We start from the raw sequence: 26,275 nt of genomic DNA, 5'->3' as shown, positions 1-26,275 counted from the left end.
GTCCGGGCCGTGCGCCGCTTCAGGCCGGCGGCAGCGCGAGGCAGGTTTGCAGGTGGCGAGCAAGCAGTACGAGTGTTTGCGCCGACTCGGGGAAAACCTTGCCCAGCGTCAGGAAACCATGGATGACGCCGGGCATCTCGACGTAGTCCACCGTGCAGCCCTCGGCCTTCATCCGCTCCGCAAAGGCGACGCAATCGTCCACCAGAGGATCGAACTCCGCCCCGACAAGGAGCGTTGGCGGCAAGCCGGCAAGCCGCTCGGCCCGCATGGGCGACACACGCCAATCCTCCGTATTGCCGTCCGGAAGGTAACGCTCGAAGAACCACTGCAGTGTCCCGCGATCGAGGAAGAAACCCTCGGCGTAACGCTCTCGTGATGGCCGCGTGCTGACGATCTCGGTACTCGGATAGACCAGCGCCAGGCAGCTCGGCCTTGCAGGCTCATCGCGCAGTGCGAGGGCGGTCACGATCGACAGGTTGCCCCCTGCGCTATCACCGCCGAGGGCAATCCGAGCGGGATCGATGGCAAGCAGAGAAGCATTTTCCACCGCCCACTCGAAGGCCAGGCGCGCATCCCTGATCGCAGCCGGGAATGGGTGCTCGGGCGCAAGGCGATAGTCGACGGAAAGCACGGCACAGCGCGCGAGATTGGCAAGCTCCCGGCACAGCACGTCGTAGCTTGCGACATCGCCAACGCACCAACCACCCCCATGGAAGTAGATAAGCAGCGCCAAAGGCTCGTCAGCGTGGCTCGACAGCGGGCGGTAAAGCCGCGCCAGCAAGGCGCTACCGTCGGGCCGTGGCATGGGTACATCCACCGTAGAGGCCACAGCGGGTGATTCCGGCCGGAATGCAAACTGCAGCTTTTCGAAAGAGTGACGTGCCTGGGCTTCACCAAGTTCGTGAAAGCGGGGGGCACCGACACGGTAAGCCATGTCGAGAAGGGAGCGAGCGTGGGGCGTCAGGGGCATGGAAGGCAGAACGAGGCGCGTCGGCGCGCCCTTCTATTCGAGAAAAGGCGGATTCTACAGCCGGGAGATAAAACCATGCTGCCAATGCGACTTTTCGCGCGCTGCAAGCCATCCATCAGCGCTACAATTTCCACAGTTGACAGCGAGGACATTGAATATGACAGACATCGAAAAGAACAACCGTGCCCCGAACGCAGCCGACTCGAGCGCGCCCTCGCCCGCTCCCGCCAAACCGAGAGCAAGGAAGGCCGCGCGGCGCTCGCAGCAAGGCGATACCGCGCCCTCCCTGACCCCTGCCGACATCGAGACTTTCGAAGTCGAACAGGCAATCGGGGCCGCCGAAGAGTCCAAGATCGTCGCTGTCACCGAGATTCTTCAGACCGAGTCGCGCCAGGACCCGAAGCGGGCGCTCAAGGCACTGGAGTCCATCCTCGCCGGTGCCTCACCGGACGACGTCCACATGCTGCGCCGGGCCTTGATGCGGGCCGACAGCCCGATCGTGACCGGCACAGCCAACCCCGATGACGAACTTGCCGAGGACTGGCGCCAGGGTGGCTACCCGTACCGTAACCTGATGTCGCGCAAGGCCTACGAAAAGCAGAAGTACAGACTGCAGGTCGAACTCCTGAAGCTGCAGGCCTGGGTCAAGGAGACCGGCCAACGCGTAGTGATCCTGTTCGAAGGCCGCGACGCCGCGGGCAAGGGGGGCACCATCAAGCGTTTCATGGAGCACCTCAATCCGCGTGGTGCACACGTCGTGGCACTCGAGAAGCCGAGCGAGACCGAGCGCGGACAGTGGTACTTCCAGCGCTACATCCAGCACCTGCCCTCGACCGGCGAAATCGTTCTCTTTGACCGCTCCTGGTACAACCGCGCCGGGGTCGAACGAGTGATGGGCTTCTGCTCCAACGACGAATACAACGAGTTCATGCGCCAGGTACCCGAGTTCGAGCGCAACCTCGTGCGCAGCGGCATCCACCTGATCAAGTTCTGGTTCTCGGTCAGCCGCGACGAGCAGCGCCGCCGTTTCCGCGAGCGCGAATCGCACCCGCTCAAGCAATGGAAACTGTCGCCGATCGACCTCGCGTCGCTCGACAAGTGGGACGACTATACGAAGGCCAAGGAGGCGATGTTCTTCTACACCGACACCGCCGACTCTCCCTGGACGGTGGTGAAGTCCGATTGCAAGAAGCGTGCACGCCTGAACGCCTTGCGTTACGTACTGCACAAGCTGCCCTACTCCAACAAGGAGATCGACCGTGTCGGCCCGCTCGACCCCTTGCTGGTCGGCCGGGCGAACGTCGTATACGAGCGTGGCGAGAAGGACGCCATACCGTTGCTGTAAGTCGCCGCGAACCCCGAGTTGAACGCAGGTTTTTCGAATCGTTTTTCTCCGTGCTGCTGACAACTCGTGTGAGGCCGTTCGCTTGCAGGGGCTAAAGTTTCTGGCTTGCATGCCGTCCATAGTTGCCATGTCGATTGCAGATAAGAGCCTTTCCCCCGACCACTCCCAACAACCCCGCAGTGCGCAAGTGCCGCGGGGCGGTAGGCTTGGTCGCCACTTGGGCTGGCTCGTGTTCATTCTGTGGATCGCCTACAGCGGTGCTGTGCTGGGCTGGCACGCCCTCAGCGCACCGCCCGCCGATGCCTGCCTCGTACGCTGAGGCAGGCATCGGCCAGAACCCGGAGGCGTTCATGTCCGACCACCCAGAATCGAACGACGTCCTGCGCCCTTTCCGCGCATCGGCAGATCGCCTGATGCTCGCCTTCCTGGGCGCGCATCTGCTGATCACCCTCGGCATAGCCGCGCATACCGGCACCTGGTTGCTCGCAATTGCAGTGGGGCTGCCCGCCGTACTGGCGCCCGCTGCGCTGGTGGCCACTGGGCCTGGCTCACTGCTCGCACGATCGGCGATTGCAGCGGCGTTCATGGTGTTCTCCGCGCTCACGATCCAGCAGTTCGGCGGCGTGATCGAGGCGCACTTCAGCATATTCGTGCTGCTTGCCTTCCTGCTTTATTACCGCGACTGGCGGCCGATCCTGCTTGCCGCTGCACTCATTGCCGTCCACCACGTGGCCTTCAACTACCTGCAGGCGCTCAACTGGGGCTTCTACGTGTTCGATGCCGGCCCCTCGATCACGCGCGTGCTCGCTCATGCGGCCTATGTGGTCGTGCAGGCGGGCATGCTGATCTACATGGCGATCCGCCTCGAGCGCGAAGCGGTGGTATCGGCACGTGTCGGACAACTCGCCGCCCGCATTGGCGAGGGGGATCTGCGCGGCGGTATCACCAGTCGCGGCGAAGACTCGGAGCTGCTGCGCTCAGTGCTGGACATGCGCACCAAGCTCGCCGGCATGCTCGAGCGTTTCGACCAGGAAGCACGGTCGGTTGCAAGCAGCGCGCAAGCACTGGACCACCACTCCGACGTTGCCGCCCAGCGCATGCGACAGCAACGTGCTGCAACCAATGATATTTCGGCCTCGGTGGACACCCTGACAGCAGGCCTCGCCGCGCTCGCCGACGATGCCGAACAGGCGCGTACTCTTGCGAAAGACTCGGGTACATCCGCCCGCAAAGGTGCCGGTATCGTCAAGGCTGCGATTGACGAGATCGCCAGCATTGCCAGCACAATTCAAAGCTCGGCCGATAGTGTCGAGGAACTGGGCAAGCAGTCGGACCGCGTCGCTGCAGTCGTCAGCCTGATCAAGGACATCGCAGGCCAGACCAACTTGCTCGCGCTCAATGCCGCGATCGAGGCCGCACGGGCTGGTGAACAGGGGCGCGGATTCGCCGTGGTTGCCGACGAGGTTCGCAAGCTGGCCGAACGGACGGCGTCGGCGACCGAAGAAGTGGTAGCGATGATCAATGACATCCAGACCAGCAAGGGTCAGGCGCTGGCGAACATCGAGTCGGCAGTGGAGCGAGTAGGCACAGGTACCGCTCTGGCCGCGGAGGCAGGCGCTTCGATCGCGCGCATCACCGAGGAGGCGGGCCGCGTCGAGCAGGTCTTCGAGTCGATCGCAAACAATCTTGGCGAGCACAGTGCCGCCGCGCGCAGTATTGCCGGCGCAGTCGTATCGGTCGCCAACCTTGCGGACGAGACCGAGGCCTCGGCCAGCAAGGTGGCGCTCGAAGTGGGTTCCCTCGACCGCGCCGCGCGCGAACTTTCTCAAGCAGTAGGCGGCTTTCGCATCCGTTGAGCGGACGAACTGGCTGCGACGACCGCGGTCTATGGTCCACACCGAGCGCTCGCGAACACGCGTACTCGCTCATTCGACCGGAGGCCATGCCATGCCGCTTGACACCTTTCGCCGGCGCTTGCTGCCGTTTGCCTTGACGATCCTGTGCGCGCCAGCGCTCGCCGACGAGTCGCCTGCGGTAGCGCCCATCTTTGGCCAGGGAAGCGGTTACGAACTGAGGCGTCTGCACGCCGACGAACTGGTGCGGCTGGCCGAGCGTTACGCAGGCCAGCCGGTCCTGGTGGTGAACACCGCGAGCCACTGCGGCTTCACCCGTCAGTTCCGCGAACTCGAGGTGGTGCACCAGACGTACAAGGACCGTGGCCTGAAAGTTGCCGGCTTCCCTTCGGACGACTTTCGCCAGGAGGCAGACGACGAAGCCAAGACGGCCGAAGTGTGCTTCCAGAACTTCGGCGTCACATTCGACATGTATGCGCCGATCACGGTGACGGGCGAGGCGGCCCACCCGCTGTTTCGCGAGATCGCCCGCCAGTCCTCTGCACCGACTTGGAACTTTCACAAGTACGTCATCGACCGCAACGGTCGAGTCGTTGCTGCCTTTCCAAGCCGCGTGAAACCTGACGCCCCCGAGGTGCTGAAAGCGATCGAGCGCGTCCTCTGAGCGCGACGTACTCGGCAATTGCCGTTCAGAGCGGGTTCAGTGGCCAGAACAGCGGGATCAACAGGCTTGCCGTCAGCCACACGATGAGGTTCATCGGGATGCCGAGGCGGGCGAAGTCCGAGAAGCGATAGTTGCCCGCGCTATAGACGAGCGTGTTGGTCTGGTAGCCGATAGGCGTGGCAAAGCTTGCACTCGCGGCAAACATCACCCCGACCACGAAGGGGCGCGGATCCACGCCCAGATGCTGGGCGACGCCGATGACGACCGGCGTGAACAGGACCGCCACCGCATTGTTGCTGATGAACTCGGTGGCGATCGAAGTGATCAGGATCACCAGCGCAAGCATCATCCACGGCGACAAGCCCTCTCCCACCGTCACCAGGCTACCCGCCAGCATCGCTGCCAGACCCGAATCCCGCATCGCGATGCTGATTGCGAGCATGCCGAAAATGAGCACGATGATGGGCCATTCGACGGACTTGTAGGCCTCGTCGGGACGAATGCAGCCAGTGATCAGCACGACCGCCGCCCCGATGATCGCCAGGCCCTCGATCGGCATCACGTTGAATGCGGCAAGCAGCATCACCCCCGCAATGGTCGCGAGTGCGATCGGCGCCTTGGTGCTTCGGGTCGCCGACACCTTGCCATCGGTGATGGCAAACAGATCGCCGTTATCGCAGAAGCGCTTGATCTGGGTCGGTGTGCCCTCGACCAGCAGCACGTCACCGAACTGGAGCTGGAAGTCGTCCCCCACGTCCGGGATGGAGGCATTGCGCCGATGTACGGCGATCAGATGGATGCCGTAGCGAGCGGCCAGATCGAGGTCGCGGATCGGACGTTGCACGTAACGCGAGGTCTGTCCTACCAGAGCCTCGACGATTACGACGTCGCGTCTGCGCAGGGTCTCCAGGTCCTGAGGGTCGGCCGCAGGCGGCGTCTGCGCGCGCAAACCGACGAGATCGGTGCTGCGCAGATCGACCATTGCGCTGCTGCGGGTATGCACGACCAGCCGGTCGCCAACCTCGAGACGTGTGTCGGGAGCCGGCGCAGACCACTCCTCCTCGCCGCGGAAGAGCTTGAGAACCTTGATCACGCCATTCGACAGACGCGCTTCCTTCAGCGTACGACCTGCCAGACGCGAGTTCTCGGGTACGAAAAGCTCGGTCATGAACAAACGGTCGCTGCTGCCCGAGAACTGCTGGGTGAGTGTCTCGCGTGCCGGCAGGAAGCGCTGCGCAAAGAACAGCATGAACGTGCAGCCGATCAGTGCCATGACTATCGCCGGCGCACTGATCTCGAACATCGTAAACGGCGCCAACCCCATGTCACGAGCGACACCATCGACCAGAATGTTGGTCGAGGTCCCCACCATGGTGATAAGGCCGCCCAGGATCGTTGCGTAGGACAGAGGAATGAGCAGACGCGAGGGGGCAATCGAGAATCGCCCAGCCATCGCAATCACTGCCGGAATCATGACCATGACAACCGGTGTGTTGTTGATGAAGGGCGACACGGCAACACCGACGAGCAGCATCGCGAGCAGCAGGCGGCGCTCGCTATGTCCCGCCACGTTGCCGATCCACTCCCCGAGCCTGTCAACACAGCCCGTACGACCGAGCGCCCCGCTGATGATGAACAGGCAGATGATGGTGATTGGTGCGCTGTTGCTGAACACGCTCAATACCTTCGCAGGCGTGAGCAGTCCCAGCGCAAGAAGCAGGGCAACGGCGCAGATCACTGCAACGTCGGCCTTGACCCATTCGCGCACGAAAGTGATGAACAGCCCGATCAGGACGATGCCGACGATCAGTGCATGCGCGCTGTCAGGAATGAGCATGGCGGAGTGGTGCAGTGCAAAATGAAGACTCGCACCTTACCGGATCGCTCAAAGATCTCAAAAGAATATAAAGTTATCTTTTTATATCTCCAGACAGGTCTACATCCCGAGCTTGGCAAAGCAGCGATATCGCGTCCGGCAAGTCCACAAACGCGGGCCAAGCAGCGAAAATGTCGCCCATTCCTTACCCGGCGGCGATGACCGCCGCCCCAGCACACAATGGAGCCCGCACATGCGCAACTATGACTTCATCGCCATCGGTGGCGGCAGCGGAGGTGTTGCCAGCGCCCGCCGCGCGGCGGAATACGGTGCCCGCGCCCTCGTCGTGGAGGCCGCGCGTCTCGGCGGCACCTGCGTGAATGTCGGCTGCGTGCCGAAGAAGGTCATGTGGTACGCCGCAAACCTCGCCCAGGCGATGCGCGACGCACCCGGCTATGGCTTCACGGTCGGCTCCACCCACTTTGACTGGCCAACGCTCAAGGCCCGGCGCGATGCCTATGTGCTGCGTCTCAACGGTATCTACGCCAGCATGCTCGACAAGGCAGGCGTCGATGTCGTTCGGGGTTTTGCACGATTTGTCGATGCACACACCATCGAGGTCGACGGAGAACGCTTCAGCGCGCCTCACATCGTGATCGCCACGGGCGGCCGACCCGAGGTCCCCGATACTCCCGGCGCAGAGTTCGGCATCGACTCAGACGGTTTCTTTGCACTCGAGACCCAGCCGCGTCGGGTTGCGGTGGTCGGTGCCGGTTACATCGCGGTGGAGTTGGCTGGCGTCCTCAACGCCCTTGGCAGCACTGTACACATGCTGGTGCGCGGACCGCATCTGTTGCGCCCCTTCGACGCCATGCTGCGCGACGAACTCGGCGCCCAGATGCGCGAAGACGGCGTAGACCTGCGTTTCGGCACTCGCGTGGAGGCAGTGACACGGCAGGCGGACGGCAGCCTGCGCGTTGCCTGCGATGGCGGCGGCGTGCTCGAAGTCGACGCCCTGGTGTGGGCGACCGGCCGCCGGGCGAATACCGACCGCCTTCGACTCGAAGCGGCAGGCCTGAGTGCCGACGCACGCGGCATGGTCGCGACCGACGCGTTCCAGAATACGGGCGTCGACGGCATCTACGCCATCGGCGACATCACCGGTCGCGCAGAACTCACCCCGGTCGCAATTGCGGCAGGGCGAAGACTCGCAGCCCGCCTGTTCCTCGGCCAGAAGGACAGCAAGCTCGACTACGACACCATACCCACCGTCGTCTTCAGCCACCCCCCGATTGGCACGGTAGGCCTGACCGAAGAGGAGGCGCGCGCATGCCATGAGCAGGTAAAGGTCTATGGCACCCGCTTCACCGGGATGTACCACGCCCTGACCGAGCACAGACCAAGAACATCGATGAAGTTGATCTGCGCCGGCGCAGACGAGCGCATCGTCGGTGCCCACGTCATCGGCGAGGGTGCCGACGAAATGCTGCAGGGTTTTGCCGTGGCGGTGAAGATGGGCGCCCGCAAGCGCGATTTCGACGACACCATTGCCATCCACCCTACCAGCGCCGAAGAGTTCGTGACCCTGCGCTGAAACGGAGCCTCCCCATGCCCATGACCTACGAACAGCACCTGGACGAAGTGGCCACCCTGCTCTACGAACGCTACGAGCAAAGCGAAAAGGCGGCCATCAAACTGGTGATGGCCGCCCAGGCGGACGACTTCTTCAGCGGTCACGACGACGATCCGTCGATCTGTACGCCGGAGCGCGCGGCCGCCGACGCACGCGCCGTCTATCGCAAGTACGGCAAGCCTTAGTGGCCGGAGCAGCAGCCGTGTCCGCCGCCGCCGCCGCATCCGCCGCCTGTGGCTGCCGCCGCAGCGGCGGGCGCACCCGCGCTGGCCGGCGCACCAAGCTGGATCTTGAAGTCGATGACGATATTGCCCGGGTCACGTGCGACATAGGTGATACCCACCTGGTTGCCGTAGCGCTGCTGGATCTGGCCAAGCAGCGGCAGCGGGTCGTGGTCATTGACGAACCGCATCACCTCGCCGTCTTCGAGCGATTCGAGGGCACCGAAGATGGCAGCATGGCGGAAGCGCTTGGCCACGCCGCGCGCGTCGAAGGGGTGAACGTCGTTCTGGAACATCGTGGTGTCTTCCATCGTTGGGATACCGGACTTGTCCTGCGGCCGGATTCGCAGCCCGGAAATCGTATTTGGCCGCAAAGGCCGTCGCCTTGAGGAAGAACAAGAAACACACCCCGCTATGCAGGGCGCACTGCCCGATTCGGGCTCAGCAACAGGCGATTGCCCGCTAACGCACACCCGCGCTGTGCTATTGTGCGGCTGAGGCGAGGGAGCACGAGCTTGCATACCCGAACAGGGATATCGATCTGCAATCGTGCCGAGGGACGCCTCACGACATATAAATCAGCGCCGCATGGCGGGAGTGGAGAGTGCTTATGGCTACCAAACAGGATCAGTTCAACGAACTTCAGAAGAAGAATCTCGAAGCGGCCATGCGTCTGGCGCAGATGTCGATCGAGAACTCCCAGCGCATCATGGAAATCCAGGTCGGCGCAGCCAAGCGCCTGTTCGAGGAAGGCGTCGAGAATGCCAAGGCACTGTCGAGCACCAAGGACCCCAAGGGCATGATGGAGCTGCGCGCCCACTACGCGCAGAGCACCACCGAGCAGATGCTCGCATGTGCGCGCGAAATCGCCGAGATCACGGCACGCACTCAGGCCGAGTTCGGCAAGCTCGTCGGTGAGCAGTTGAGCACCGGCAGCACCGACATGTTCGACGCCATGCAGAAGATGTTCAAGGGCATGCCGATCGCCGACCAGAACGCCCTCGGTGCCATGCAGACGGCGATGGACACCACGCGCGCGGCCTTCGAGCAGATGACCCGTGCCTCGACGGAGGCCTTCCAGGCTTTCACCCAGCAGGGCGGCAAGGGCCGCAAGTAAGCTGCCCGCCGGAGTCCCGCGCAGGCAGGCATAACGGCGCCCTCGGGCGCCGTTATGCCTTGCGGGGCTGCAGCACGCTCAACGACGCTGCTCGATCTCGTCCCAGCTGTCGTCTATCGAGACATCGTCGGCCGGCGTGGCACTCCAGCGCGCAGCCGCCGAATCGTCCGCCTCGCGCGCATCCACCCAGCGCCCGCCATCCGGGGTCTCTTCACGTTTCCAGAACGGAGCTCGTGTCTTCAGGTAGTCCATGATGAATTCGCAGGCGGCGAATGCATCGCCGCGATGTGCGCTGGCTACGCCGACGAATACGATGCGCTCCGCGGGCATGAGTCGACCATGGCGATGGATGACGCACGCATCCAGTACCGACCAGCGTGCACGCGCCTCGATCACGATCTCTTCGAGGGCACGCTCGGTCATCCCGGGATAGTGCTCGAGCGTCATCGCCGATACGCCGCTACCGTCGTTGACGTCACGGACCAGGCCGACGAAGCTGGCGACCGCCCCCACATCGGCACGCTCCTGACTGAGCGCGGCAATCTCCGCGCCGACGTCGAAGTCGTCTTCCTGAACGCAGACTTTGTAGCGCCCCATGCTCAGCCCCCGGTCACAGGCGGAAAGAAAGCGACCTCGTCCCCCGCCGCCACCGGCGCGTCGGCACCAACCATGCGCTGGTTAACCGCACTGCGCACGTTACGGCCTGCCGCCATCGCCCCCCACGCGTCGCCCCGTGCAGCGAGATGCTCCCGCAGCGCACCGACGGTGCCCACATTGGCCGGCAACGCCAACTCCTCGCCAGGCGTCCCAACCGCTTCGCGCAGGCTGGCGAAATAAAGAACCTTCACCTTGCTCGTCATGTCCTGTCCCGTCAATGTACTCATTCAGTGCAGCAGATCGCCGTAGGGCAGAAAGCGGACGCTCTCGCCGCGCCTGACGGATGTGGCCGCAGGAATATCCACCAGCCCGTTTGCCCATACCGTCGAGTTGAGCGCCGCCGAACCCTGGTTGTCGAACAGCTCCACCCCACCCTGCGAATTCATGCGCGCACGCAGGAACTCGCGTCGGCGATCGGGCCGCGGCCAATCGAAATCGGCACGCAAGGCCAGCGCCGCCGGCGCCACCTCGCGCACGCCCTGCGTGGCCAGCAGGAAGGGACGCACCATCATCAGGAAGGTGACGAAGCTCGACACCGGATTGCCTGGCAGGCCGATGAATGCAGCCCCTGCCACATGGCCATACGCCAAGGGCTTGCCCGGCTTCATCGCGATCTTCCACATATCCAGACTACCCTCGGCCTCGACCGCAGGCTTGACATGGTCCTCCTCGCCGACCGACACCCCGCCGCTGGTAAGGATGAGATCATGGCCCTGCGCGGCGCGGCGAAGGACTTCGCGGGTAGCATCGAGACGGTCGGGGACGATGCCGAAATCCTCCACCTCGCACCCCAGGCCGACAAGCAGGCTGCGCAGCATGTAGCGATTGGAGTTGTAGATACCCCCGGGCGGCAGAGGCTCGCCCGGCATCACCAACTCGGAGCCGGTGGAGAACATCGCCACCTTCACCCGCCTCAGCACGGGCAGCTGGGCCAGGCCCACCGACGCCGCCAGCGCGACCGCCTGCGGCGTAAGCCTCTCGCCCGCGGGCAGGATCAGTTCACCGCGCGCGATGTCCTCGCCCATCCTTCGTACCGCCTCGCCGGAACGTGGCACGGTGTTGATGATGACTTCGGCGCCATCGTGCTCGCACAACTCCTGCATCACCACGGCATCTGCGCCTTGCGGCAAGGGGGCGCCAGTGAATATGCGCGCCGCGGTGCCCGGCGCAAGCTCGTGGCCGACACTGCCCGCCGGAATGCGCTGACTGACCGGCAGGCGCGTACCGGCAACGGGAACGTCGGCGGCACGCAGCGCGTAGCCATCCATCCCCGAGTTGTCCATCGGCGGCTGGTCGATCGTTGAGAACTGGGCGACCGCGAGCACCCGGCCGGCGGCGAACATCGTGTCCACCTGCTCGATCTCGCGTACCGGACGCGCGAATCCGAGCAGCTTTTCGTAGGCTTCGTCAAAAGAGAGCATGGTGCCGTTCATTGAATCTTCAGATGGTCGAGAATGAAACTGGCGACCCGCGCCGGTTCATTGAGCGGAAGCAGAGGCAGCGGGCAATCGATGGCAAGGTCGCTTGCCACCGCCACCACATGGGGGTTATCCGGCCACAGCGGCGGCTTGCCCAAGGCGGGCCGATGGATCTCGATCTTGGGCACGGCCGCTGCCTTGTAGCCTTCGATCAGCACCAGATCGCAGGGCTCGAGCAAGCGCAGCTGCTCTTCCAGGCTGGGCTCGGGCGCGCCGCGCAGCTCATGCATCAGCACCCAGCGGTCGTTGGACAGCATCAGCACCTGTGTGGCGCCGGCCTCGCGGTGGCGCCAGGAGTCCTTACCCGGCTTGTCCAGATCGAAACCATGGTGTGCATGCTTGATGACCGACACGCGCAGACCACGCGCGGTGAACTCGGGGATCAGCTTCTCCACCAGCGTCGTCTTGCCTGAGCCCGACCAACCGCCAAAACCGAAGACTTTCATCGGAGCATTGCCCGCAGGCATCGTGAGATAGCCTTGAAGGATACAACAGACCGCTCTCAGCCGCTCCCCTGCGCGGGGCTGCGTGCGCTGGCACGAGGCGGCGGCAACGAAGCCAGGAAGGCAACCGCGTCGGTCTCGGCCCGCGTGCGCCGCATCGGCGGCAGACTGCGCCACACCACCTTGCCATAGGACTTCTCGATCATGCGCGGATCGCAGATGCACAGCACACCACGGTCGCGCTCGGTACGGATGAGCCGCCCGGCGCCCTGCTTCATATTGATCACGGTCTTGGGCAACTGATGATGCACGAAGGGACTCAAGCCCTGCTTCTGCATGTGCTCGACGCGCGCGGCCAGCACAGGGTCGTCCGGCGGAGCGAAAGGAAGCTTGTCGATCACCACCAGCGACAGCGCATCGCCGGGCACGTCCACGCCCTCCCAGAAGCTCTGGCTCGCCACCAGCACTGCGTTGCCAAGACGGCGGAAGCGCTCCAGCAGTTCGGTACGCGAACCCTCGCCCTGAAGCAGCACCGGCAACTCGTCCCCACTATGCTGCAGGCCGTCGAGGATCAGCTCGTGGATGCGGCGCATCGCGCGCAGCGAGGTGCACAGCACGAAGGCACGCCCTCGCGCGGCGCGGATCAGCGGCAGCGCCACCTGGGCGACACGCTCGGTGTATTCGGACGAGTTCGGTTCGGGCATGCCGGCGGGGGCATACAGCAAGGCCTGCTCGGCATAATCGAAGGGGCTACCCCACACCGCGGTGAGCGGCGGCGGATCCATCCAGGCCAGGCCCATCTCGCGGCAGTAGTGGCCGAAGTCCGCCTTGCCCACCGCCAGCGTCGCAGAGGTGAAGATCCACGCCCGCGGGTGGCCCTCGAGCTGGCGCTTGAAGACGTCCGATACATGCAGCGGAGTGGCATTGAGCGCCAGCGACTGGGCAAACACCTCGACCCAGCGGATGAGGTCCTTGTCCTCGGGGCTGCGCCAGCTGGCCAGGCGCGCAGCCATCTCCTCGGTGCGGCGCAGGCAGTTTGCGAGCCCTTCGGAGCGCTCGGCCTGGGTGTCGAGCACGGTCTGGAACTCGGTCAGCGACTTCTCCAGCGCCTCGACCATGGCATCGAAGTTCTCCCGCTCGGCCGCCTGCGCAGCCGAGATGCGCGCAGTCTCGGTACCGAACACCAGGCGCAGGTCGCGCGCGGCCTTCTCGAGGTTGCGCGTCTGGTCGATCATCGCCACGCAGTCGCGCGCTGCGGCCACCGTTTCGGAGCGAGTGTCACGCGCCAACTCCAGCACCTGGGCCGTGGACACGCTGTCGCCGAAGAACAGGCTCGCGGTCTCCGGCAACTGGTGAGCCTCGTCGAAGATCACGGCATTGCAGGCTGGCAGCAGCTCGCCCAGGCCCTCGTCGCGCAGCATCACGTCGGCGAAGAACAGATGGTGATTGACCACCACGACGTCGGCGTCCATCGCATTACGCCGCGCCTGCATCACGAAGCACTCGTCCTTGTGCGGGCAGTCCTGGCCGAGGCAATTGTCACGCGTCGAGGTTGCGGCGATCCAGGCCAGCGAGTCTTCGCGCACGTCCGTGCATTCGGCCTTGTCGCCCGTCTGCGTGACCTGGGCGAAACGGCCGATTGCGCGCAGGTCGGCGGCGTCCTGCGCGGTGAGGAAGCGGCCATCGCGCGCATTACGCTCGAGGTGGTAGTGGCAGACGTAGTTGGCCCTGCCCTTTAGCAGCGCGATGCTCACCGGGACCTTGAGCGCGGCACGCACGGTCGGCAGGTCGCGGTTGAAGAGCTGGTCCTGAAGGGTCTTGGTGCCGGTGGAGATGATGACCTTGCCGCCCGCCATCAGCGCCGGTACGAGATAGGCGAAGGTCTTGCCGGTACCGGTTCCGGCCTCGGCCACCAGCACACGGCTCTCGCGCAGCGCCTCGGCGATCTTCCGTGCCATCTCGATCTGCTGCGGACGGGCTCGAAAGCCAGGAATCGCAGCTGCGAGCGGGCCATCGTCGGCGAAAAGCGGGGTCGGGTCGGACATGGGCACGGCGGGTTCTGGGCAGACCCGCGAGTATAGCGCTTGCCGGCCCTATCCGCCTTCGCGACTGCACCCGTTTGTCATTATCCGGCAGATCGCCCCACCCCACCCGGCGCGGGCCCCGCCCCCAGCATGCTGATGCGCGCAGGCGGCGCCTTGCCCTGCTTGTCCTCGCCAAAGTAGAGCGTCATGTGCGGGAATGGGATCTCGATGCCGGCAGCGTCGAAGTGACGCTTGACCAGGCGGTTGTAGGCGCGACCAACCGGGAACTGTGAACCCGCCACCGTCTTGATGCGGACGCGGATGTTCACCGAACTGTCGGCCAGCGCCGTCACCCCGTGCACCTCGAGCTCGGAGCTCAGGATCAACCCTGCGAAAGCGGGGTCCTGGCGCAGTTCATCGAAGGCCGCGCGCAGCTGGACGATGGCCTCGTCGCTGTCTTCGCGGTAGCCGATGCCGTACTCGCCAACGTGGTAGCCGAAGTCGCGGTTGTAGTTGGCCACGGTGGTGACCGATGAGAACGGCAACAGGTGATAGGTGCCGGAGAGATCACGCATGCCCAGCGAGCGGATGGTCATCTTCTCCACCGTGCCGGTAACCCCGGCGGCGGTGACCACGTCACCAACGTTGATCGCGCGCTCGAGCTGGATGAAGACGCCCGTGATCACGTCCTGAACCAGCTTCTGGGCGCCGAAGCCAATCGCAAGCCCGAGCACGCCTGCGCCGGCGAGCAGCGGCGCGATGTTGAGGCCGATCTCCGCCAGCACCACCATCGTAGTCACCACCACCAGTGCGATCGCCACCGCATTGCGGAAGATCGTCAGCAGGGTGCGCGCACGGGCATTGGGCTCGCCGCCCGCCTCGGCGTTCAGGCGGAACTCGATCCAGCTCGCAACGATGAGCCACAGCAGCAAGGCGAGCGCCACGATGAGCGCGATCGACACCAGCTTGCCGAGCAGACGCGTGCCGGCGTCGGAGACCAGCCAGGCGCCGAGGTCGAATGGCGTCCACGCGTCCACGATTGCCGCCACGACCACGGCGAGGATCGCGAAGCGGGCGATCTTCAACGCCGTCGGCACATAGGCGTTAAGACGCGCTTCGAGCAACGGAAACTTCTGCTGCAGCGCCTCGCTGAGCCGGATCCGGCGCAGGATCACCTGCGTCAGCAATGCCGCCAGGCCGATGCCCAAGGCAACTGCCAGCACGGTCTGCGCCGTTGCAGCGACCATGAACGGCAGCGCATCCTGCGGATAGAGAATGGCGGTGACCAGGATTGCGCCCAGGTAGGCAATGGCCACGATGTGCCAGGTACGCGCGCCGATCGTGATGCTGATGCGAGCAAAGGAAGACTGCATGCGCTCGGCCAGCGCCTCGATGGCAGCACGCACGCGCTGTCGGTTCTGCATCACGATCACGGCCGCCTTGAGGAGGGCGGAGAGCATGATCACGATGGCCACCGCACGGCTTAGCGCTGGACTGAGATAGTGGCCGATCACCGGGACCAGCAGCATCAGGCCATAGCCGACGAAGAACACCATGCGCGATGCCCACAGGTACCAGTAGGCGCCCTCTTCGTCCGTCACGGGAAGCACACGCAACGTGTCGCCATGCCGGGACAACAGGATACGGAGCCCCACCCGAACGGCCTCGACCATCAGAAAGGCGTTCAGAAACAGGGACTCGTGCACGCGTATCGCCCCGGACTCGCCGATCACGAACAGCGCCACGCCATACCCGGCAAGCCAGGCGAATGCAATGGTGAGCAGGTCGATGAGTCCTGCGCCGGCCGTCGCCAGGAGCCGTCGCCCCCAGACCAGTGCGCGCGGCCCATCGGCCGCGCCGGCCTGCCGATCGAGCGCGGCGAACAACCCGCCGGCGGCCGCCGCCAGCGCGCGGAGGACGACCAGGGTGACGACGACCAGTACGGCAAATTCGCCAAGCTGCCACAGCACGGAATCGAGCCGGGCATCGGCAAGCTGCCCGGTCGCCTCACCGAGCGCAGACAGAGCGGCACCGAACTCGCTGACCGTTCCCTGCGCGAGGCTCTGCGTCAGCGCGGCAACGCGCCCCGCCATCGACTCGACGGGCGCCTCGGGTTCAAGCGCACGCGCGGCACCCTCCTCGCCCAGGCTGCGTAGCTGTTCGATCAGCACGCTGCGGGTGGCGTCATCCTCGAGCAGGTCAGCCAGACGTTGATGTGGCGGCTGAGTCGGATCCACGGGGGCGGCTGCGGCAGCCAGCGTCGCTGCGGAGAACAGGCCTGCGAGCGCAAGCAGGACGATCAGGGCAAACAAGGGAATGAGCTTACGTGCCAAAACGGAACTCCTTCATGTCCGGCCCGTAAAGACCCGCCAGCGACCCGGGCAGTTCCACAGCCGGCCTCCAAAGCACTGCGCCGGGGCAGATAACACTCGCGTCACACAAGCCATGCATCATCCGCAACGAATTTGTAACGGTCAGCCGGAGTAAGCATGTCATTGAGGGGGGAGGCACAGAGGCGAGCCGCAATGCTGGCGATGCGGTGGATTGCGCCGCTGGCCTGGATTCTGGCCCTGAGCTTCACCAGCTGGCTGGCGGCTGCGGCGTACTGGTCCTTCCACGCGACACCGCAAGCTGCGGCGCTGGCGTTCCATGAAACCGATCCGGTCAGCGCTGCCGAAGGCATCCTGCGTATCGCCGGCACCGGCGGCAAGCCCGGGCCTGGCAGCGCAAGCAGCGCCACGGCCCGGCCGCCGTTGTCCCTCCACGGCCTGGCCACTGGCTTTGGCGACGCAGGTGGATTCGCCTTGTTCAAGACCGCTGACGGCAGCGTGAAGACAATCGGGGCCGGAGGCACCAGCAGCGACGGCTGGCGACTGGCGTCCATCCACCCCGACCACGTCATCCTCGAGCGCGAGGGTGCTTCGGTGAGGCTTGATCTGGCAGCACGCCAGCACCTCACCGCCGAACAAGGGGAGTAACCCCCTCCCCACGTCCGCGGCCAGTCACCCCATCGGCGCAATCCCCTGACCAGTCCGAGCATCCGCCCCATCCCCCTTCCATTTCCCGATCTGCAGCCCAAGAAAATGCCCCTAGCAGTGCGCATCAACGCTGAGCCCAATCCGGTCGCCTCATTTCCCCGACCTTCGCCTTCAGCCCGCTTCACAACATCGATCCGCAAGGCGATCCGAAAGTCGATCCTCCCCCTGCTGCCAATGTGCCTGCATGCGAGTTGTGTTGCCGTTCTGCTCGCGTTGAGCATGCCTGCCAGCGCCCAGCAGCGTGAAGAGACCATCTCGCTCAATTTCCAGAATGCCGAGATCGACGCGGTTATCCATGCCGTCGGCGAGATCACCGGGCAAAACTTCCTCATTGATCCGCGCGTCAAGGGCAAGCTCAACATCGTCACCAACACCCCGGTGCCGCGTGCCCTCAGCTACCAGATCCTGCTGTCCGCGCTGCGCCTGCAGGGGTTTACCGCGGTGGAAGGCGAAGGCGTGGTCAAGATCGTTCCCGAGGCCGATGCCAAGCAGCATGCGGCACCTGTCGGCACCCGCCAGGTCAGCGCACGCGGAGACCGCCTGGTGACCCAGGTCTTCGCCCTGCGCTTCGAGTCGGCCACACAGATGCTCGGCGTCGTCAGACCGCTTGTCTCGCCGAACAACACAGTCACCGCGTTTCCGTCGAACAACACCCTGGTCGTCACCGACTACGCATCCAACATCGAGCAGATCGCGGCAGTCATCGCCGCCATCGACATCAGCCAGACCGACGTCGCCGTGCTCGAACTCCAGCATGCCGCCGCCGCCGACCTGGCCCCAGTCCTCGCTCGCCTGCTGGCCGAGCAGGGCGGCGCTGGCCAACCCGGCACCACGGTGCCCCAGGTCATGGCCGAACCCCGAAGCAACGCCCTCCTCGTACGTGCCGACAACCCCAGCCGGCTCACTGCAATCCGTCAGCTCGTCGCTTCGCTCGACCGCCCAGGCGCAGGCGGCAACATCCACGTCGTGTACCTGCGCAACGCCGAAGCACGCCATGTTGCCGCGACGCTCAACAGCGCCCTGAGCGGCACTGCGACTCCGGCCGCAGCGGCCACCACAGCGCGCGGCTTCGCGAACACTGCAGCCGACGGCGGCGACGGCGGCGGACGCCCGAGCACCGACATCCCGCTTGCCAGCGGCAGCGCGAACCCGAACGCGAGCGTCCAGGCAGACGTAGTCAACAACGCCCTCATCATCACCGCACCGGACGCCATCTACCGCAACCTGCGCCAGGTGATCGATCAACTGGATCGCCGCCGCGCCCAGGTCTATATCGAAGCCCTCATCGCCGAGATCTCCACCGAGCGCGCGGCCGAGTTCGGCCTGCAGTGGGTCGGGGCAGGTTCGGTCGGTGGCGGTTCGGGCGCAACCGGCATCATCGGCGGGAGCAGCTTCGGCAGCGGCGGCAACAACCTGCTGCAGCTCATCGCCAGCACCGCCAGCGGCAATCCGAGCCTGCCCGGGAACGGGCTCAACCTGGCGATCGGTGGCGGTCGAGTCAACATCCCGGGGATCGGCGAGGTACTGAGCCTGGGCGTCCTGGCCCGCTTTCTGGAAAACGAGGTACGCGCCAACATCCTGTCGACGCCCAACATCGTCACCCTCGACAACGAGGAGGCCAAGATCGTCGTCGGCCGCAACCTGCCCTTCGTCACTGGCCAGTACACCAACACCGGCGGCGGCACCACGCCGGCCAACCCGTTCCAGACCATCGAGCGCCGCGATGTCGGCCTGACCCTGCAGGTGCGGCCGCAGATCTCCGAAGGCGGCGCCATTCGCCTGCAGATCTACCAGGAAGCCTCGGCGGTCGTCGGCAACGTCGATGCAGCAACCGGCCCGGTTACCACCAAGCGCTCGATCGAGTCCATGGTGCTGGTAGATGACGGAGCCATCATCGCCCTCGGCGGCCTGGTCGAAGACAGCTATGCGGGCGGCGAGGAGAAGGTACCCATGCTCGGCGACCTGCCGGTCGCCGGCAGCCTGTTTCGCTACAACACGCGCAAGCGCAGCAAGACCAATCTGGTGGTGTTCCTGCGCCCGGTGATCCTGCGCGACCGCGACAGCTACGCCGAGATGACCCAGTCTCGCTATGAGTATGTGATCGGCCAGCAGCGCGCCAGCGCCCTGCCCAGGCAGCTGATGCGCGGCGAGGACTCCGCCCCCGAACTACCGCCGATTGTCGATGCCCGCATCGTACCGGTTGCCGAGTTGCTGATCCGCCCGCCTGCGGACGAGGTGTCGCGATGAGCCAGCCCTCCCTGCCCTATGCGTTCGCACGCAGCCAAGGCGTGCTGTTGCGCGGCGGCGACGAAGCGCAAGCCGAACTGCTCGTACGCAGTGGTGCCGCACTCGGCGCGGTCAACGAGGCCAGACGCTTCCTGCGCCGCCCGCTACGCATCGAGACCGCAACGCCGGGCGCATTCGAGCTTGCGCTGGCGCAGGCCTATGGAGATGGCGAGCGCAATGCGGCCGAGGTGGTTGCGGACGTCGGCCAGGAGATCGACCTCGCCCAGCTCATGACCGAGCTCCCCGCGGTCGAGGACCTCCTCGAGCGCCAGGACGACGCCCCCATCATCCGCATGATCAACGCGCTGCTCGCCCAAGCGGTACGCGACCGTGCCTCGGACGTGCACATCGAGCCCTACGAGCAGTCCTCCGTGGTACGACTGCGCCGCGACGGCGTGCTGCAGGACATCGCCCGCCCCCACCGCGCCCTGCACGCCGCGATGGCTTCGCGCATCAAGGTGATGGCCAACCTCGACATCGCCGAGAAACGCCTCCCGCAGGACGGCCGCATCAGCCTGCGCCTGGCCGGACGCCAGATCGACGTGCGCGTCTCCACCCTGCCAACCAGCCACGGTGAACGCCTGGTGCTGCGCCTGCTCGACAAGAGCGCGGGGCAGCTCGGGCTCGACGCCCTCGGCATGGCGCCGGACAGCGTAAGGCAGTTCCAGGCTCTGTTGTCCCAACCGCACGGCATCATCCTCGTCACCGGTCCCACCGGTTCAGGCAAGAGCACCACCCTCTACGCCGCGCTGCGCACGCTCGACGCGACCCGGATGAACATCATCACGGTCGAGGATCCGGTCGAGTTCGACCTCCCCGGCGTCGGTCAGATCCAGGTCAATGCGCGCATCGATCTCGACTTTGCGCGCGCACTGCGAGCCATCCTGCGCCAGGACCCGGACGTGATCATGATCGGCGAGATCCGCGATCTCGAGACCGCCCGCATCGCCGTCCAGGCCAGCCTGACCGGACACCTCGTACTGGCAACCCTGCACACCAACGACAGCGCGGCAGCCGTCACCCGCCTGATCGACATGGGGGTCGAGCCCTTCCTGCTCGCATCCACCCTGCGCGGGGTGCTTGCCCAGCGCCTGGTGCGCAAGCTGTGTACCGCATGCCGGCAACCCGCTGATACCGAAAGCAGCGAGGGCCGCTGGCGCGCGGTCGGCTGTCCGAGTTGCGGCAACACCGGCTACGCCGGGCGCCTCGGCATCCATGAGCTGATTGCGGTGGATGAGACGCTGTCGCGCCTGATCCACGACGGCTGCCAGGAAGCCGAGCTGCGTCAGCGCGCGCGCGCGACGGGCAGTCGCAGCCTCTACGACGACGGCATGCGCCACGTCGCTAACGGCACGACCACGCTCGAAGAGCTTCAGCGTGTGATGCGCGACTGAGGCGGCGAACACCATGGCGGCATTCCAGTACCGAGCGCTCGACGCCGGCGGACGCGAACAACGCGGCGTGATCGAGGCCGACAGCGCGCGCGCGGCCCGCAGCGCGCTGCGCGAACGTGGCCTCGCACCGCTCGAGGTCAGCGGCATCGGCCGCCAGCACGCGAACACTGCCATGCGTGCGCGCCTGCCGGCGAGCGTGCTTACCCTGATGTCCCGGCAGTGGGCCACCCTGCTTGCCTCCGGGCTGACGGTAGAGCAATCGTTGGCGGCGCTGATCGAACAGGCCGACACCGAGCCGTTGCGCCGCGTGCTCGCCGGAGTGCGTAGCGAAATCGTCGGAGGGCTGAGCCTTGCCGCCGCGCTGGAGCGCTTCCCGGCCCAGTTCCCCACCCTGTATCGGGCGTCGGTCGCGGCTGGCGAGCAATCGGGCGAGCTTGCACGCGTGATGCTGCAACTGGCCGACCATCTTGAGCAGAACGACATCCTTCGCCGCAAGACCGAACAGGCACTGATCTACCCATGCCTGGTTGCCTGCGTCGCGCTCGTCATCGTCGTCGCACTGATGGTCTGGGTGGTGCCGCAAGTGGTGGGCGTATTTGCCCAGTCGAGGCAGAGCCTGCCGCCACTCACCCGCATTACGATCGGGCTGTCCGAGTTCATCCAGGCGTGGGGCCTGGTGATGCTGATTGCTGCCAGCGCCCTCGGCCTTGCGTTCGTTGCGGCGCTGCGCGACACGGCCTTTCGGCGCCGGGTCGACCTGCTGTTGCTTGGCCTGCCCTTGATTGGCCGCCACCTGCGCACCCTCGACGCCACCCGCTTCGCGAGCACCCTGTCCATCCTGGTCGGCAGCGGCGTGCCCTTGCTGCGCGCGCTCGATGCCGGTGGCCGCGTGGTGCAACGTCTTCCGGTGCGCGAGGCGGTGACGAGCGCTACCGAGCGCGTGCGCGAAGGCATGGCCTTGTCGCGCGCCCTTGCGGCCACCCGCAGCTTTCCACCGCTGCTGCTGCACATGGTCGCCAACGGCGAGGCAACCGGGCAGATCGCAGCGCTGCTCGACAAGGCCGCCCGCCTGCAGCAACTCGAGCTCGAGAGCCGCAGCGCTACCCTCACCAGCCTGCTCGAACCCGCCCTGCTGTTGCTGATGGGCGCCTTCGTACTACTGATCGTGCTTGCCGTCATGCAGCCGATCATCGAGATCAACACCCTGATGAGATAATCCACATGTCCAGACTGCTGCTCCACAAGGCGCCGTGCGCGCGCGGTTTCACCCTCATCGAAGTGATGATCGTCATCGTCATCCTCGGCGTGCTCGCCGCGCTCGTCGTACCACGGGTGATGAGCCGTCCGGATGAAGCACGCGTGGTCGCCGCCCGCCAGGACATCGCTTCGCTGATGCAGGCGCTCAGACTGTACAAACTCGACAACCGCAGCTACCCGACGACCCAGCAAGGCCTCGAGGCCCTGGTGAGCAGGCCGACGCTGGCCCCGCTGCCGCCCAACTGGAAAGTCTATGTCGAGCGCCTGCCGCGCGACCCCTGGGGCAACCCGTACCAGTATCTGAACCCCGGTATCAATGGCGAGGTCGATGTGATGAGCTATGGTGCCGACGGCCGCAGCGGCGGCGACGGCTTCGATGCCGACATCGGCTCCTGGCAGCCCTGAGCGCAGGCCCAGTCCGGCACCGCCCGCTTCCCTGCCAGCCACCAGGCCATGCGCCCCGCCCGCGGCTTCTCGCTCGTCGAAGTCCTGGTCACCCTGCTCGTGCTCGGTATCGCGGCCGGGGCGATGAGTCTCGCCGTGACTGCCGACCGTGAGCGCGACCCGGCTGTGGCCGTAGAGCAGCTACGCAAGGCGCTCGAGACCGCCGCCTACCGTGCCAGCATCCGCGGCCAGCGCCTGGCAATCGAGTTCCAGGCCGACGGCTACCGCTTCACCAGCCTGGATCGGCACGGCCAATGGCAGCGCATCGATGCGGATCCTGCCCTGCAGCCCAGGCGCCTGCCAGCAGCCTTGGCCTGGCACAGTCTGGCCACGAGCAGCCGACAGGCGGGCACCACCGCCTCGCCGGCTCACCGCCGCATCGAGTTTGGTACGAGACCGCCACAGTACCGGCTGGCGCTCGCGCACGAAGGGGTACTGCACGTCCTGGACGGCAGCCGCGCCGGTAGCGTGCTCCATCGCCTCGAGCATCCCGGAGCCGGACGATGAACGCCAGGCGCGCAGCGGGCTTCACCTTGCTCGAGATGCTGGTGGCGCTATCGATCGTGGCGATCGCTCTGCTCTCTGCAACACGGGCGCTGGGGAGCACGATCCATGCCGCGGCGGGCCTGCGCGAACACGCCGTTGCAAGCTGGGTGGCGCAGAACCGGCTGGCGGAGATGCGCGCCCACCGTCAGTGGCCCGCACTCGGCCAACGCCAGGGTCGGGTCGACATGGCAGGCGGCAGCTATGTGTGGACCGAACGCATCAGTGCGACGCCGAACAACCTGTTCCGCCGTATCGACGTCGAGGTGAGCGCGGCTGACGACAAACGCCCGCTCGGACGCATGAGCGGGTACGTCGCGAGGCCGCCGCGATGAGCCTGCGCATTGACCACGCGCGCGGCATGACCCTCATCGAACTCATGATTGCGCTCGCGCTCTTCGCGCTGCTCGGCCTGCTCACCTGGCGAGCGACCGACAGCCTGATCACCACGCGCCAGCATGTCGGTGCCGAACTCGAGCGCTGGCGTGCGATCACGACCGCCGTCGCACGCGTGGACGAAGAGTTGCTACAGGCGTTGCCCGGCACCGGCCGCCTAGCCCACGGGCCGCCCCCCAGCCGGCAACCCGAAGCGGTCGGCACCGGCCCGGCCCAGGTGATGCTGCGCTTTGCCTCGCCTGCGGCCGATGGCGGGCCGGTGCAGGACGCCGCCTTGCTGCTCGTGGGCGATCGCCTCGAGTGGTGGATCTGGGACGGCCCCGATGCAGCCGCGGAACCCAGCCGCGTGCGCCTTCTGGACCGTGTGAACGCGCTGCACTGGCGGTTCCTGCATGGTGACCGCTGGGTCGCAGCGTGGCCGCCCGAGCAGCCACAGGACGCCGGTCTACCTGCTGCAATCGCCTTCGAAATGGAACTGTCGGATGTGGGAACGATTCGCCGTGTGTTCGCGCTGCGCTAAAGGCCACGCACGCCAGCGCGGTGCCGCGATCGTGCTCGCCCTGCTGACCGTCGGCCTCGCCGCCGTGCTCGCTGCGGCAGCGCTCGCCGATCTGAGCCTCGGCATCGAAGTGCACGAGGGCCGCTTCGAACAGGCGCAGTCGCGGCAACTCGCGATCGCCGCCGTGGACTGGACACGCAACGTCCTTGCAGACGACCGCCGCACCAGTGCAGCCGACCACGCCGGCGAGCCGTGGGCAATCGAGATCCCGCCCACACCCATCGACCGCGACCCCAAGGCAGGCACGGTTGGCGGCCGCATCAACGAGCTGTCCGGCCGCTTCGACCTCAACGCCCTGCATCCGGGCAATCCCGCGCACACCAGCGCACGCAGGCAAGCCGAGCGTCTGTTCGCGCTCGTGCTCGGTGACGCCGTGCGCGCACGACTGCTCGCGGACGCGCTCGAAGCGCACCTGCAGCCGGCCACCGGCACCGAGTCCGGCAAGCAGGCCTTCGAGCTCACCGAGGTCGGCGAGCTGATCGCGATCCCCGCCTTCACGCCGGAGGCAATCGCGCAACTCACGCCGCATGTCGCCACCTTGCCGGCCCGAGCCCCGATCAACGCCAACATGGCGAGCGCCGAGGTCCTTGCCGCCACCATCGATGGGCTCGACCTGTCTGCGGCCCGGACCATGGTCGCTGCACGCACGCACGCCTGGTTCCGCAACCGCGGCGATATCGCTGCGCTGCTGGGACCGGGCCTCGACCTGCCCGCAGCCAGCGCACTCGACGTACACAGCCGCTTCTTCATTGCCCACATCCACGCCGGCTACGGTGAGGCCATCACGCGCCTGCAAGCCTTGCTCGACCGTCGCCAGACCAGCGTGGACATCATCTGGTATCGCATCGAATGAACACCCGACTCGCCCTCATCATCCCCGAACGCTGGCCAGATCAACCCGACTGCGAGTGGGCGCTGCTCGACCGCGACGGCCGCATCGTCGAACATGGCCGCAGCGCACCGTCGCACTGGCCGAACGCAGGCGAGCACGTCGCGCTCATCGACGGCGCGGACTGCCTGCTCGCCGCCCTCCGCGTCCCGCCAAGCAAGCGACGCGACCGCCTGCCTCTGATTCGCTACGCCCTCGAGGCACGTCTGGCGCGTGACATCGACCATGAGCATGTGACGATCACGAGCGAGCGCGCCGATGAGGAGCAGCCCGGGGGGCGGCGGCTGCTTGCGGTGGTGATTGCCCACGCCCGCCTGCGCCAGATCTGCGCACAGTTCGAAGCCCTTCGCCGTCCGCTCGGGCGCGCGGTGGCCCTTGTCGACTGCCTGCCTGCGACCACCACGTGCTGGCAGGCGATCGATGCCGGAACGGGCAGCCTCAGCCTGCGCGCGGGTCCCGACGGGGCGATCACCGTCGACATGCCACCGCACACACCATCGACCACGGCCGCCCCTGCCCGCGGGGACACCCTGGCCTGCGCACTGACACTGGCAACCACGGCCGAACCGGCACAGCAGCCGGCCGAACTCGTCTTCACCACCGCCACGCCGCTCACCGATGCCGAAATGACACTGCTGTCGCGACAGTGCGCGATGGAGATCAGCCAATGCTCGCTGGATGGGCTGTGGGGGCGAAGCCTGCTTGCCGCCAACCTGCTGCACGGTCCGTTCGCCCCCGCAGCATCTGCGGGCACAGGCATATGGGGCGCCCTGCGCCTGCCGGCCGCTCTAGCCGGCGCCGCCACCCTCATCGCCGGTATCGCGCTTGCGGTGGGCATCGCGGTCGACCGCAACACGGTCGCTGAGCTGGAAGGCCGCGAGCGTGCGATCTTCGCCGATGCCTTGCCGGCCACGCCTGCGATTGCGCCGCAGCTACAGTTGCGTCGAGCCCTCGATGAAGCACGACGCGATCACGGCCTGCTCAGCGCGGGCGACCTGTTGGCCCTGCTCCAGGCGCTCATCGAGGCGAACAGCTCCCTGCCACTGCAGATGGCCTACCGCACGCCGCGGCTCGAGGCGGAGCTCGCGTCTCCGCTGCCGGCTACTGCGCCGCTCGCCCACCGTGGTCTGAGCGCCAGGCTGGAGGGCCATCGCATCCACCTCCAGCCGCAGCCTTGAGACCGCTACTGTCTCCCGCTTCTCCGCCCTCCGAACGCGCCCCATACGCCCCATACGCCCCCATACGCCC

At 66.1% G+C, this 26,275-nt stretch carries 25 protein-coding genes; 16 read left to right on the top strand and 9 right to left on the bottom strand.

What is annotated here, in order from left to right:
• Positions 1-19 precede the first annotated feature (19 nt).
• Positions 20-805, bottom strand: coding sequence for an alpha/beta hydrolase (locus P7F68_RS10135; RefSeq protein WP_002939532.1), 786 nt, complete (start codon positions 803-805; stop codon positions 20-22).
• A 322-nt stretch (positions 806-1,127) separates the two neighbouring features.
• Here P7F68_RS10135 and ppk2 point away from each other — a divergent pair, with 322 nt between their 5' ends.
• The 3 genes from ppk2 (at position 1,128) to P7F68_RS10120 (ending at position 4,832) form a co-directional block, all read left to right on the top strand.
• A complete protein-coding gene (gene ppk2 / locus P7F68_RS10130) occupies positions 1,128-2,315 on the top strand; it encodes a polyphosphate kinase 2 (RefSeq protein WP_002939531.1) in 1,188 nt (395 codons plus the stop codon).
• Positions 2,316-2,665: 350 nt separating this feature from the next.
• The gene (locus P7F68_RS10125) at positions 2,666-4,171 is read left to right on the top strand and encodes a methyl-accepting chemotaxis protein (protein ID WP_002939530.1); all 1,506 of its coding nucleotides are present in this window, start codon (positions 2,666-2,668) and stop codon (positions 4,169-4,171) included.
• Positions 4,172-4,262: 91 nt separating this feature from the next.
• The gene (locus tag P7F68_RS10120; RefSeq protein WP_002939529.1) at positions 4,263-4,832 is read left to right on the top strand and encodes a glutathione peroxidase; all 570 of its coding nucleotides are present in this window, start codon (positions 4,263-4,265) and stop codon (positions 4,830-4,832) included.
• Between the two features lie 25 nt (positions 4,833-4,857).
• Here the strand turns inward: P7F68_RS10120 and P7F68_RS10115 are convergent, their stop codons facing one another.
• The gene (locus P7F68_RS10115) at positions 4,858-6,669 is read right to left on the bottom strand and encodes an SLC13 family permease (RefSeq protein WP_002929788.1); all 1,812 of its coding nucleotides are present in this window, start codon (positions 6,667-6,669) and stop codon (positions 4,858-4,860) included.
• 232 nt (positions 6,670-6,901) lie between these two features.
• On the opposite strand from P7F68_RS10115, the gene gorA reads away from it, so the two are divergent.
• On the top strand, positions 6,902-8,242 hold the full coding sequence (gene gorA / locus P7F68_RS10110) for a glutathione-disulfide reductase (RefSeq protein WP_277832835.1): 1,341 nt from the start codon (positions 6,902-6,904) through the stop codon (positions 8,240-8,242).
• A gap of 14 nt (positions 8,243-8,256) precedes the next feature.
• A complete protein-coding gene (locus tag P7F68_RS10105; protein WP_002929785.1) occupies positions 8,257-8,466 on the top strand; it encodes a hypothetical protein in 210 nt (69 codons plus the stop codon).
• Here P7F68_RS10105 and P7F68_RS10100 read toward each other — a convergent pair.
• Positions 8,463-8,813: a DUF2249 domain-containing protein gene (locus P7F68_RS10100; protein WP_002929783.1), complete on the bottom strand. Its 351-nt coding sequence runs from the start codon at positions 8,811-8,813 to the stop codon at positions 8,463-8,465. The genes P7F68_RS10105 and P7F68_RS10100 overlap by 4 nt on opposite strands.
• A 299-nt stretch (positions 8,814-9,112) precedes the next feature.
• On the opposite strand from P7F68_RS10100, the gene P7F68_RS10095 reads away from it, so the two are divergent.
• The gene (locus P7F68_RS10095) at positions 9,113-9,619 is read left to right on the top strand and encodes a phasin family protein (protein WP_002929777.1); all 507 of its coding nucleotides are present in this window, start codon (positions 9,113-9,115) and stop codon (positions 9,617-9,619) included.
• A 78-nt stretch (positions 9,620-9,697) separates the two neighbouring features.
• Here P7F68_RS10095 and moaE read toward each other — a convergent pair whose 3' ends face one another.
• The 6 genes from moaE to P7F68_RS10065 form a co-directional block, all read right to left on the bottom strand.
• The gene (moaE, locus tag P7F68_RS10090; RefSeq protein ID WP_002939523.1) at positions 9,698-10,216 is read right to left on the bottom strand and encodes a molybdopterin synthase catalytic subunit MoaE; all 519 of its coding nucleotides are present in this window, start codon (positions 10,214-10,216) and stop codon (positions 9,698-9,700) included.
• Positions 10,217-10,218: 2 nt separating this feature from the next.
• The gene (moaD, locus tag P7F68_RS10085) at positions 10,219-10,479 is read right to left on the bottom strand and encodes a molybdopterin converting factor subunit 1 (RefSeq protein ID WP_002929772.1); all 261 of its coding nucleotides are present in this window, start codon (positions 10,477-10,479) and stop codon (positions 10,219-10,221) included.
• A gap of 24 nt (positions 10,480-10,503) precedes the next feature.
• Positions 10,504-11,709, bottom strand: coding sequence for a molybdopterin molybdotransferase MoeA (locus tag P7F68_RS10080; RefSeq protein ID WP_002939518.1), 1,206 nt, complete (start codon positions 11,707-11,709; stop codon positions 10,504-10,506).
• The gene (mobB, locus tag P7F68_RS10075; RefSeq protein WP_277832829.1) at positions 11,706-12,221 is read right to left on the bottom strand and encodes a molybdopterin-guanine dinucleotide biosynthesis protein B; all 516 of its coding nucleotides are present in this window, start codon (positions 12,219-12,221) and stop codon (positions 11,706-11,708) included. The genes P7F68_RS10080 and mobB overlap by 4 nt, the downstream gene beginning before the upstream one ends.
• 35 nt (positions 12,222-12,256) lie before the next feature.
• Positions 12,257-14,242: a DNA repair helicase YoaA gene (locus P7F68_RS10070; RefSeq protein ID WP_277832827.1), complete on the bottom strand. Its 1,986-nt coding sequence runs from the start codon at positions 14,240-14,242 to the stop codon at positions 12,257-12,259.
• 80 nt (positions 14,243-14,322) lie between these two features.
• The gene (locus tag P7F68_RS10065) at positions 14,323-16,554 is read right to left on the bottom strand and encodes a mechanosensitive ion channel domain-containing protein (RefSeq protein WP_277832825.1); all 2,232 of its coding nucleotides are present in this window, start codon (positions 16,552-16,554) and stop codon (positions 14,323-14,325) included.
• Positions 16,555-16,746: 192 nt separating this feature from the next.
• Between P7F68_RS10065 and P7F68_RS10060 the strand changes: the two genes are divergently transcribed.
• The 10 genes from P7F68_RS10060 (at position 16,747) to gspL (ending at position 26,205) form a co-directional block, all read left to right on the top strand.
• The gene (locus P7F68_RS10060; protein ID WP_002939507.1) at positions 16,747-17,199 is read left to right on the top strand and encodes a type II secretion system protein N; all 453 of its coding nucleotides are present in this window, start codon (positions 16,747-16,749) and stop codon (positions 17,197-17,199) included.
• A gap of 279 nt (positions 17,200-17,478) precedes the next feature.
• The gene (gene gspD / locus P7F68_RS10055) at positions 17,479-19,506 is read left to right on the top strand and encodes a type II secretion system secretin GspD (protein ID WP_277832822.1); all 2,028 of its coding nucleotides are present in this window, start codon (positions 17,479-17,481) and stop codon (positions 19,504-19,506) included.
• Complete coding sequence (gene gspE / locus P7F68_RS10050; protein WP_002939502.1) at positions 19,503-20,939, top strand: type II secretion system ATPase GspE; 1,437 nt, start codon at positions 19,503-19,505, stop codon at positions 20,937-20,939. The genes gspD and gspE overlap by 4 nt, the downstream gene beginning before the upstream one ends.
• A 13-nt stretch (positions 20,940-20,952) precedes the next feature.
• Complete coding sequence (gene gspF, locus P7F68_RS10045; RefSeq protein ID WP_277832819.1) at positions 20,953-22,155, top strand: type II secretion system inner membrane protein GspF; 1,203 nt, start codon at positions 20,953-20,955, stop codon at positions 22,153-22,155.
• A gap of 5 nt (positions 22,156-22,160) precedes the next feature.
• On the top strand, positions 22,161-22,601 hold the full coding sequence (gene gspG / locus P7F68_RS10040) for a type II secretion system major pseudopilin GspG (RefSeq protein WP_002929754.1): 441 nt from the start codon (positions 22,161-22,163) through the stop codon (positions 22,599-22,601).
• Between the two features lie 48 nt (positions 22,602-22,649).
• Complete coding sequence (locus tag P7F68_RS10035; RefSeq protein WP_002939500.1) at positions 22,650-23,147, top strand: prepilin-type N-terminal cleavage/methylation domain-containing protein; 498 nt, start codon at positions 22,650-22,652, stop codon at positions 23,145-23,147.
• Entirely contained in the window at positions 23,144-23,518 is a 375-nt protein-coding gene (gspI, locus tag P7F68_RS10030) for a type II secretion system minor pseudopilin GspI (RefSeq protein WP_002929749.1), read from the top strand. Before P7F68_RS10035 ends, gspI begins: the two co-directional genes overlap by 4 nt.
• Positions 23,515-24,099 (top strand): type II secretion system minor pseudopilin GspJ, encoded by a 585-nt coding sequence (gene gspJ / locus P7F68_RS10025; RefSeq protein WP_002939495.1) that lies wholly within the window; start codon positions 23,515-23,517, stop codon positions 24,097-24,099. Before gspI ends, gspJ begins: the two co-directional genes overlap by 4 nt.
• A complete protein-coding gene (gspK, locus tag P7F68_RS10020) occupies positions 24,062-24,991 on the top strand; it encodes a type II secretion system minor pseudopilin GspK (protein ID WP_277832813.1) in 930 nt (309 codons plus the stop codon). Before gspJ ends, gspK begins: the two co-directional genes overlap by 38 nt.
• Positions 24,988-26,205: a type II secretion system protein GspL gene (gspL, locus tag P7F68_RS10015; RefSeq protein ID WP_277832811.1), complete on the top strand. Its 1,218-nt coding sequence runs from the start codon at positions 24,988-24,990 to the stop codon at positions 26,203-26,205. The genes gspK and gspL overlap by 4 nt, the downstream gene beginning before the upstream one ends.
• Positions 26,206-26,275 lie beyond the last annotated feature (70 nt).

The organism is Thauera mechernichensis (assembly GCF_029588855.1).
Classification (GTDB): domain Bacteria; phylum Pseudomonadota; class Gammaproteobacteria; order Burkholderiales; family Rhodocyclaceae; genus Thauera; species Thauera mechernichensis.
Note: the sequence above shows the minus strand (reverse complement) of the source record. Positions and strands in the feature narration are given on the sequence as shown.

What these genes read in the sequence shown, in the direction of transcription:
- P7F68_RS10135 (WP_002939532.1), bottom strand. Translation starts at nt 805, where the DNA reads ATGCCACGGCCCGACGGTAGCGCCTTGCTGGCGCGGCTTTACCGCCCG.
- ppk2 (WP_002939531.1), top strand. Translation starts at nt 1,128, where the DNA reads ATGACAGACATCGAAAAGAACAACCGTGCCCCGAACGCAGCCGACTCG.
- P7F68_RS10125 (WP_002939530.1), top strand. Translation starts at nt 2,666, where the DNA reads ATGTCCGACCACCCAGAATCGAACGACGTCCTGCGCCCTTTCCGCGCA.
- P7F68_RS10120 (WP_002939529.1), top strand. Translation starts at nt 4,263, where the DNA reads ATGCCGCTTGACACCTTTCGCCGGCGCTTGCTGCCGTTTGCCTTGACG.
- P7F68_RS10115 (WP_002929788.1), bottom strand. Translation starts at nt 6,669, where the DNA reads ATGCTCATTCCTGACAGCGCGCATGCACTGATCGTCGGCATCGTCCTG.
- gorA (WP_277832835.1), top strand. Translation starts at nt 6,902, where the DNA reads ATGCGCAACTATGACTTCATCGCCATCGGTGGCGGCAGCGGAGGTGTT.
- P7F68_RS10105 (WP_002929785.1), top strand. Translation starts at nt 8,257, where the DNA reads ATGCCCATGACCTACGAACAGCACCTGGACGAAGTGGCCACCCTGCTC.
- P7F68_RS10100 (WP_002929783.1), bottom strand. Translation starts at nt 8,813, where the DNA reads ATGGAAGACACCACGATGTTCCAGAACGACGTTCACCCCTTCGACGCG.
- P7F68_RS10095 (WP_002929777.1), top strand. Translation starts at nt 9,113, where the DNA reads ATGGCTACCAAACAGGATCAGTTCAACGAACTTCAGAAGAAGAATCTC.
- moaE (WP_002939523.1), bottom strand. Translation starts at nt 10,216, where the DNA reads ATGGGGCGCTACAAAGTCTGCGTTCAGGAAGACGACTTCGACGTCGGC.
- moaD (WP_002929772.1), bottom strand. Translation starts at nt 10,479, where the DNA reads ATGACGAGCAAGGTGAAGGTTCTTTATTTCGCCAGCCTGCGCGAAGCG.
- P7F68_RS10080 (WP_002939518.1), bottom strand. Translation starts at nt 11,709, where the DNA reads ATGAACGGCACCATGCTCTCTTTTGACGAAGCCTACGAAAAGCTGCTC.
- mobB (WP_277832829.1), bottom strand. Translation starts at nt 12,221, where the DNA reads ATGCCTGCGGGCAATGCTCCGATGAAAGTCTTCGGTTTTGGCGGTTGG.
- P7F68_RS10070 (WP_277832827.1), bottom strand. Translation starts at nt 14,242, where the DNA reads ATGTCCGACCCGACCCCGCTTTTCGCCGACGATGGCCCGCTCGCAGCT.
- P7F68_RS10060 (WP_002939507.1), top strand. Translation starts at nt 16,747, where the DNA reads ATGCTGGCGATGCGGTGGATTGCGCCGCTGGCCTGGATTCTGGCCCTG.
- gspD (WP_277832822.1), top strand. Translation starts at nt 17,479, where the DNA reads ATGCCTGCCAGCGCCCAGCAGCGTGAAGAGACCATCTCGCTCAATTTC.
- gspE (WP_002939502.1), top strand. Translation starts at nt 19,503, where the DNA reads ATGAGCCAGCCCTCCCTGCCCTATGCGTTCGCACGCAGCCAAGGCGTG.
- gspF (WP_277832819.1), top strand. Translation starts at nt 20,953, where the DNA reads ATGGCGGCATTCCAGTACCGAGCGCTCGACGCCGGCGGACGCGAACAA.
- gspG (WP_002929754.1), top strand. Translation starts at nt 22,161, where the DNA reads ATGTCCAGACTGCTGCTCCACAAGGCGCCGTGCGCGCGCGGTTTCACC.
- P7F68_RS10035 (WP_002939500.1), top strand. Translation starts at nt 22,650, where the DNA reads ATGCGCCCCGCCCGCGGCTTCTCGCTCGTCGAAGTCCTGGTCACCCTG.
- gspI (WP_002929749.1), top strand. Translation starts at nt 23,144, where the DNA reads ATGAACGCCAGGCGCGCAGCGGGCTTCACCTTGCTCGAGATGCTGGTG.
- gspJ (WP_002939495.1), top strand. Translation starts at nt 23,515, where the DNA reads ATGAGCCTGCGCATTGACCACGCGCGCGGCATGACCCTCATCGAACTC.
- gspK (WP_277832813.1), top strand. Translation starts at nt 24,062, where the DNA reads ATGTGGGAACGATTCGCCGTGTGTTCGCGCTGCGCTAAAGGCCACGCA.
- gspL (WP_277832811.1), top strand. Translation starts at nt 24,988, where the DNA reads ATGAACACCCGACTCGCCCTCATCATCCCCGAACGCTGGCCAGATCAA.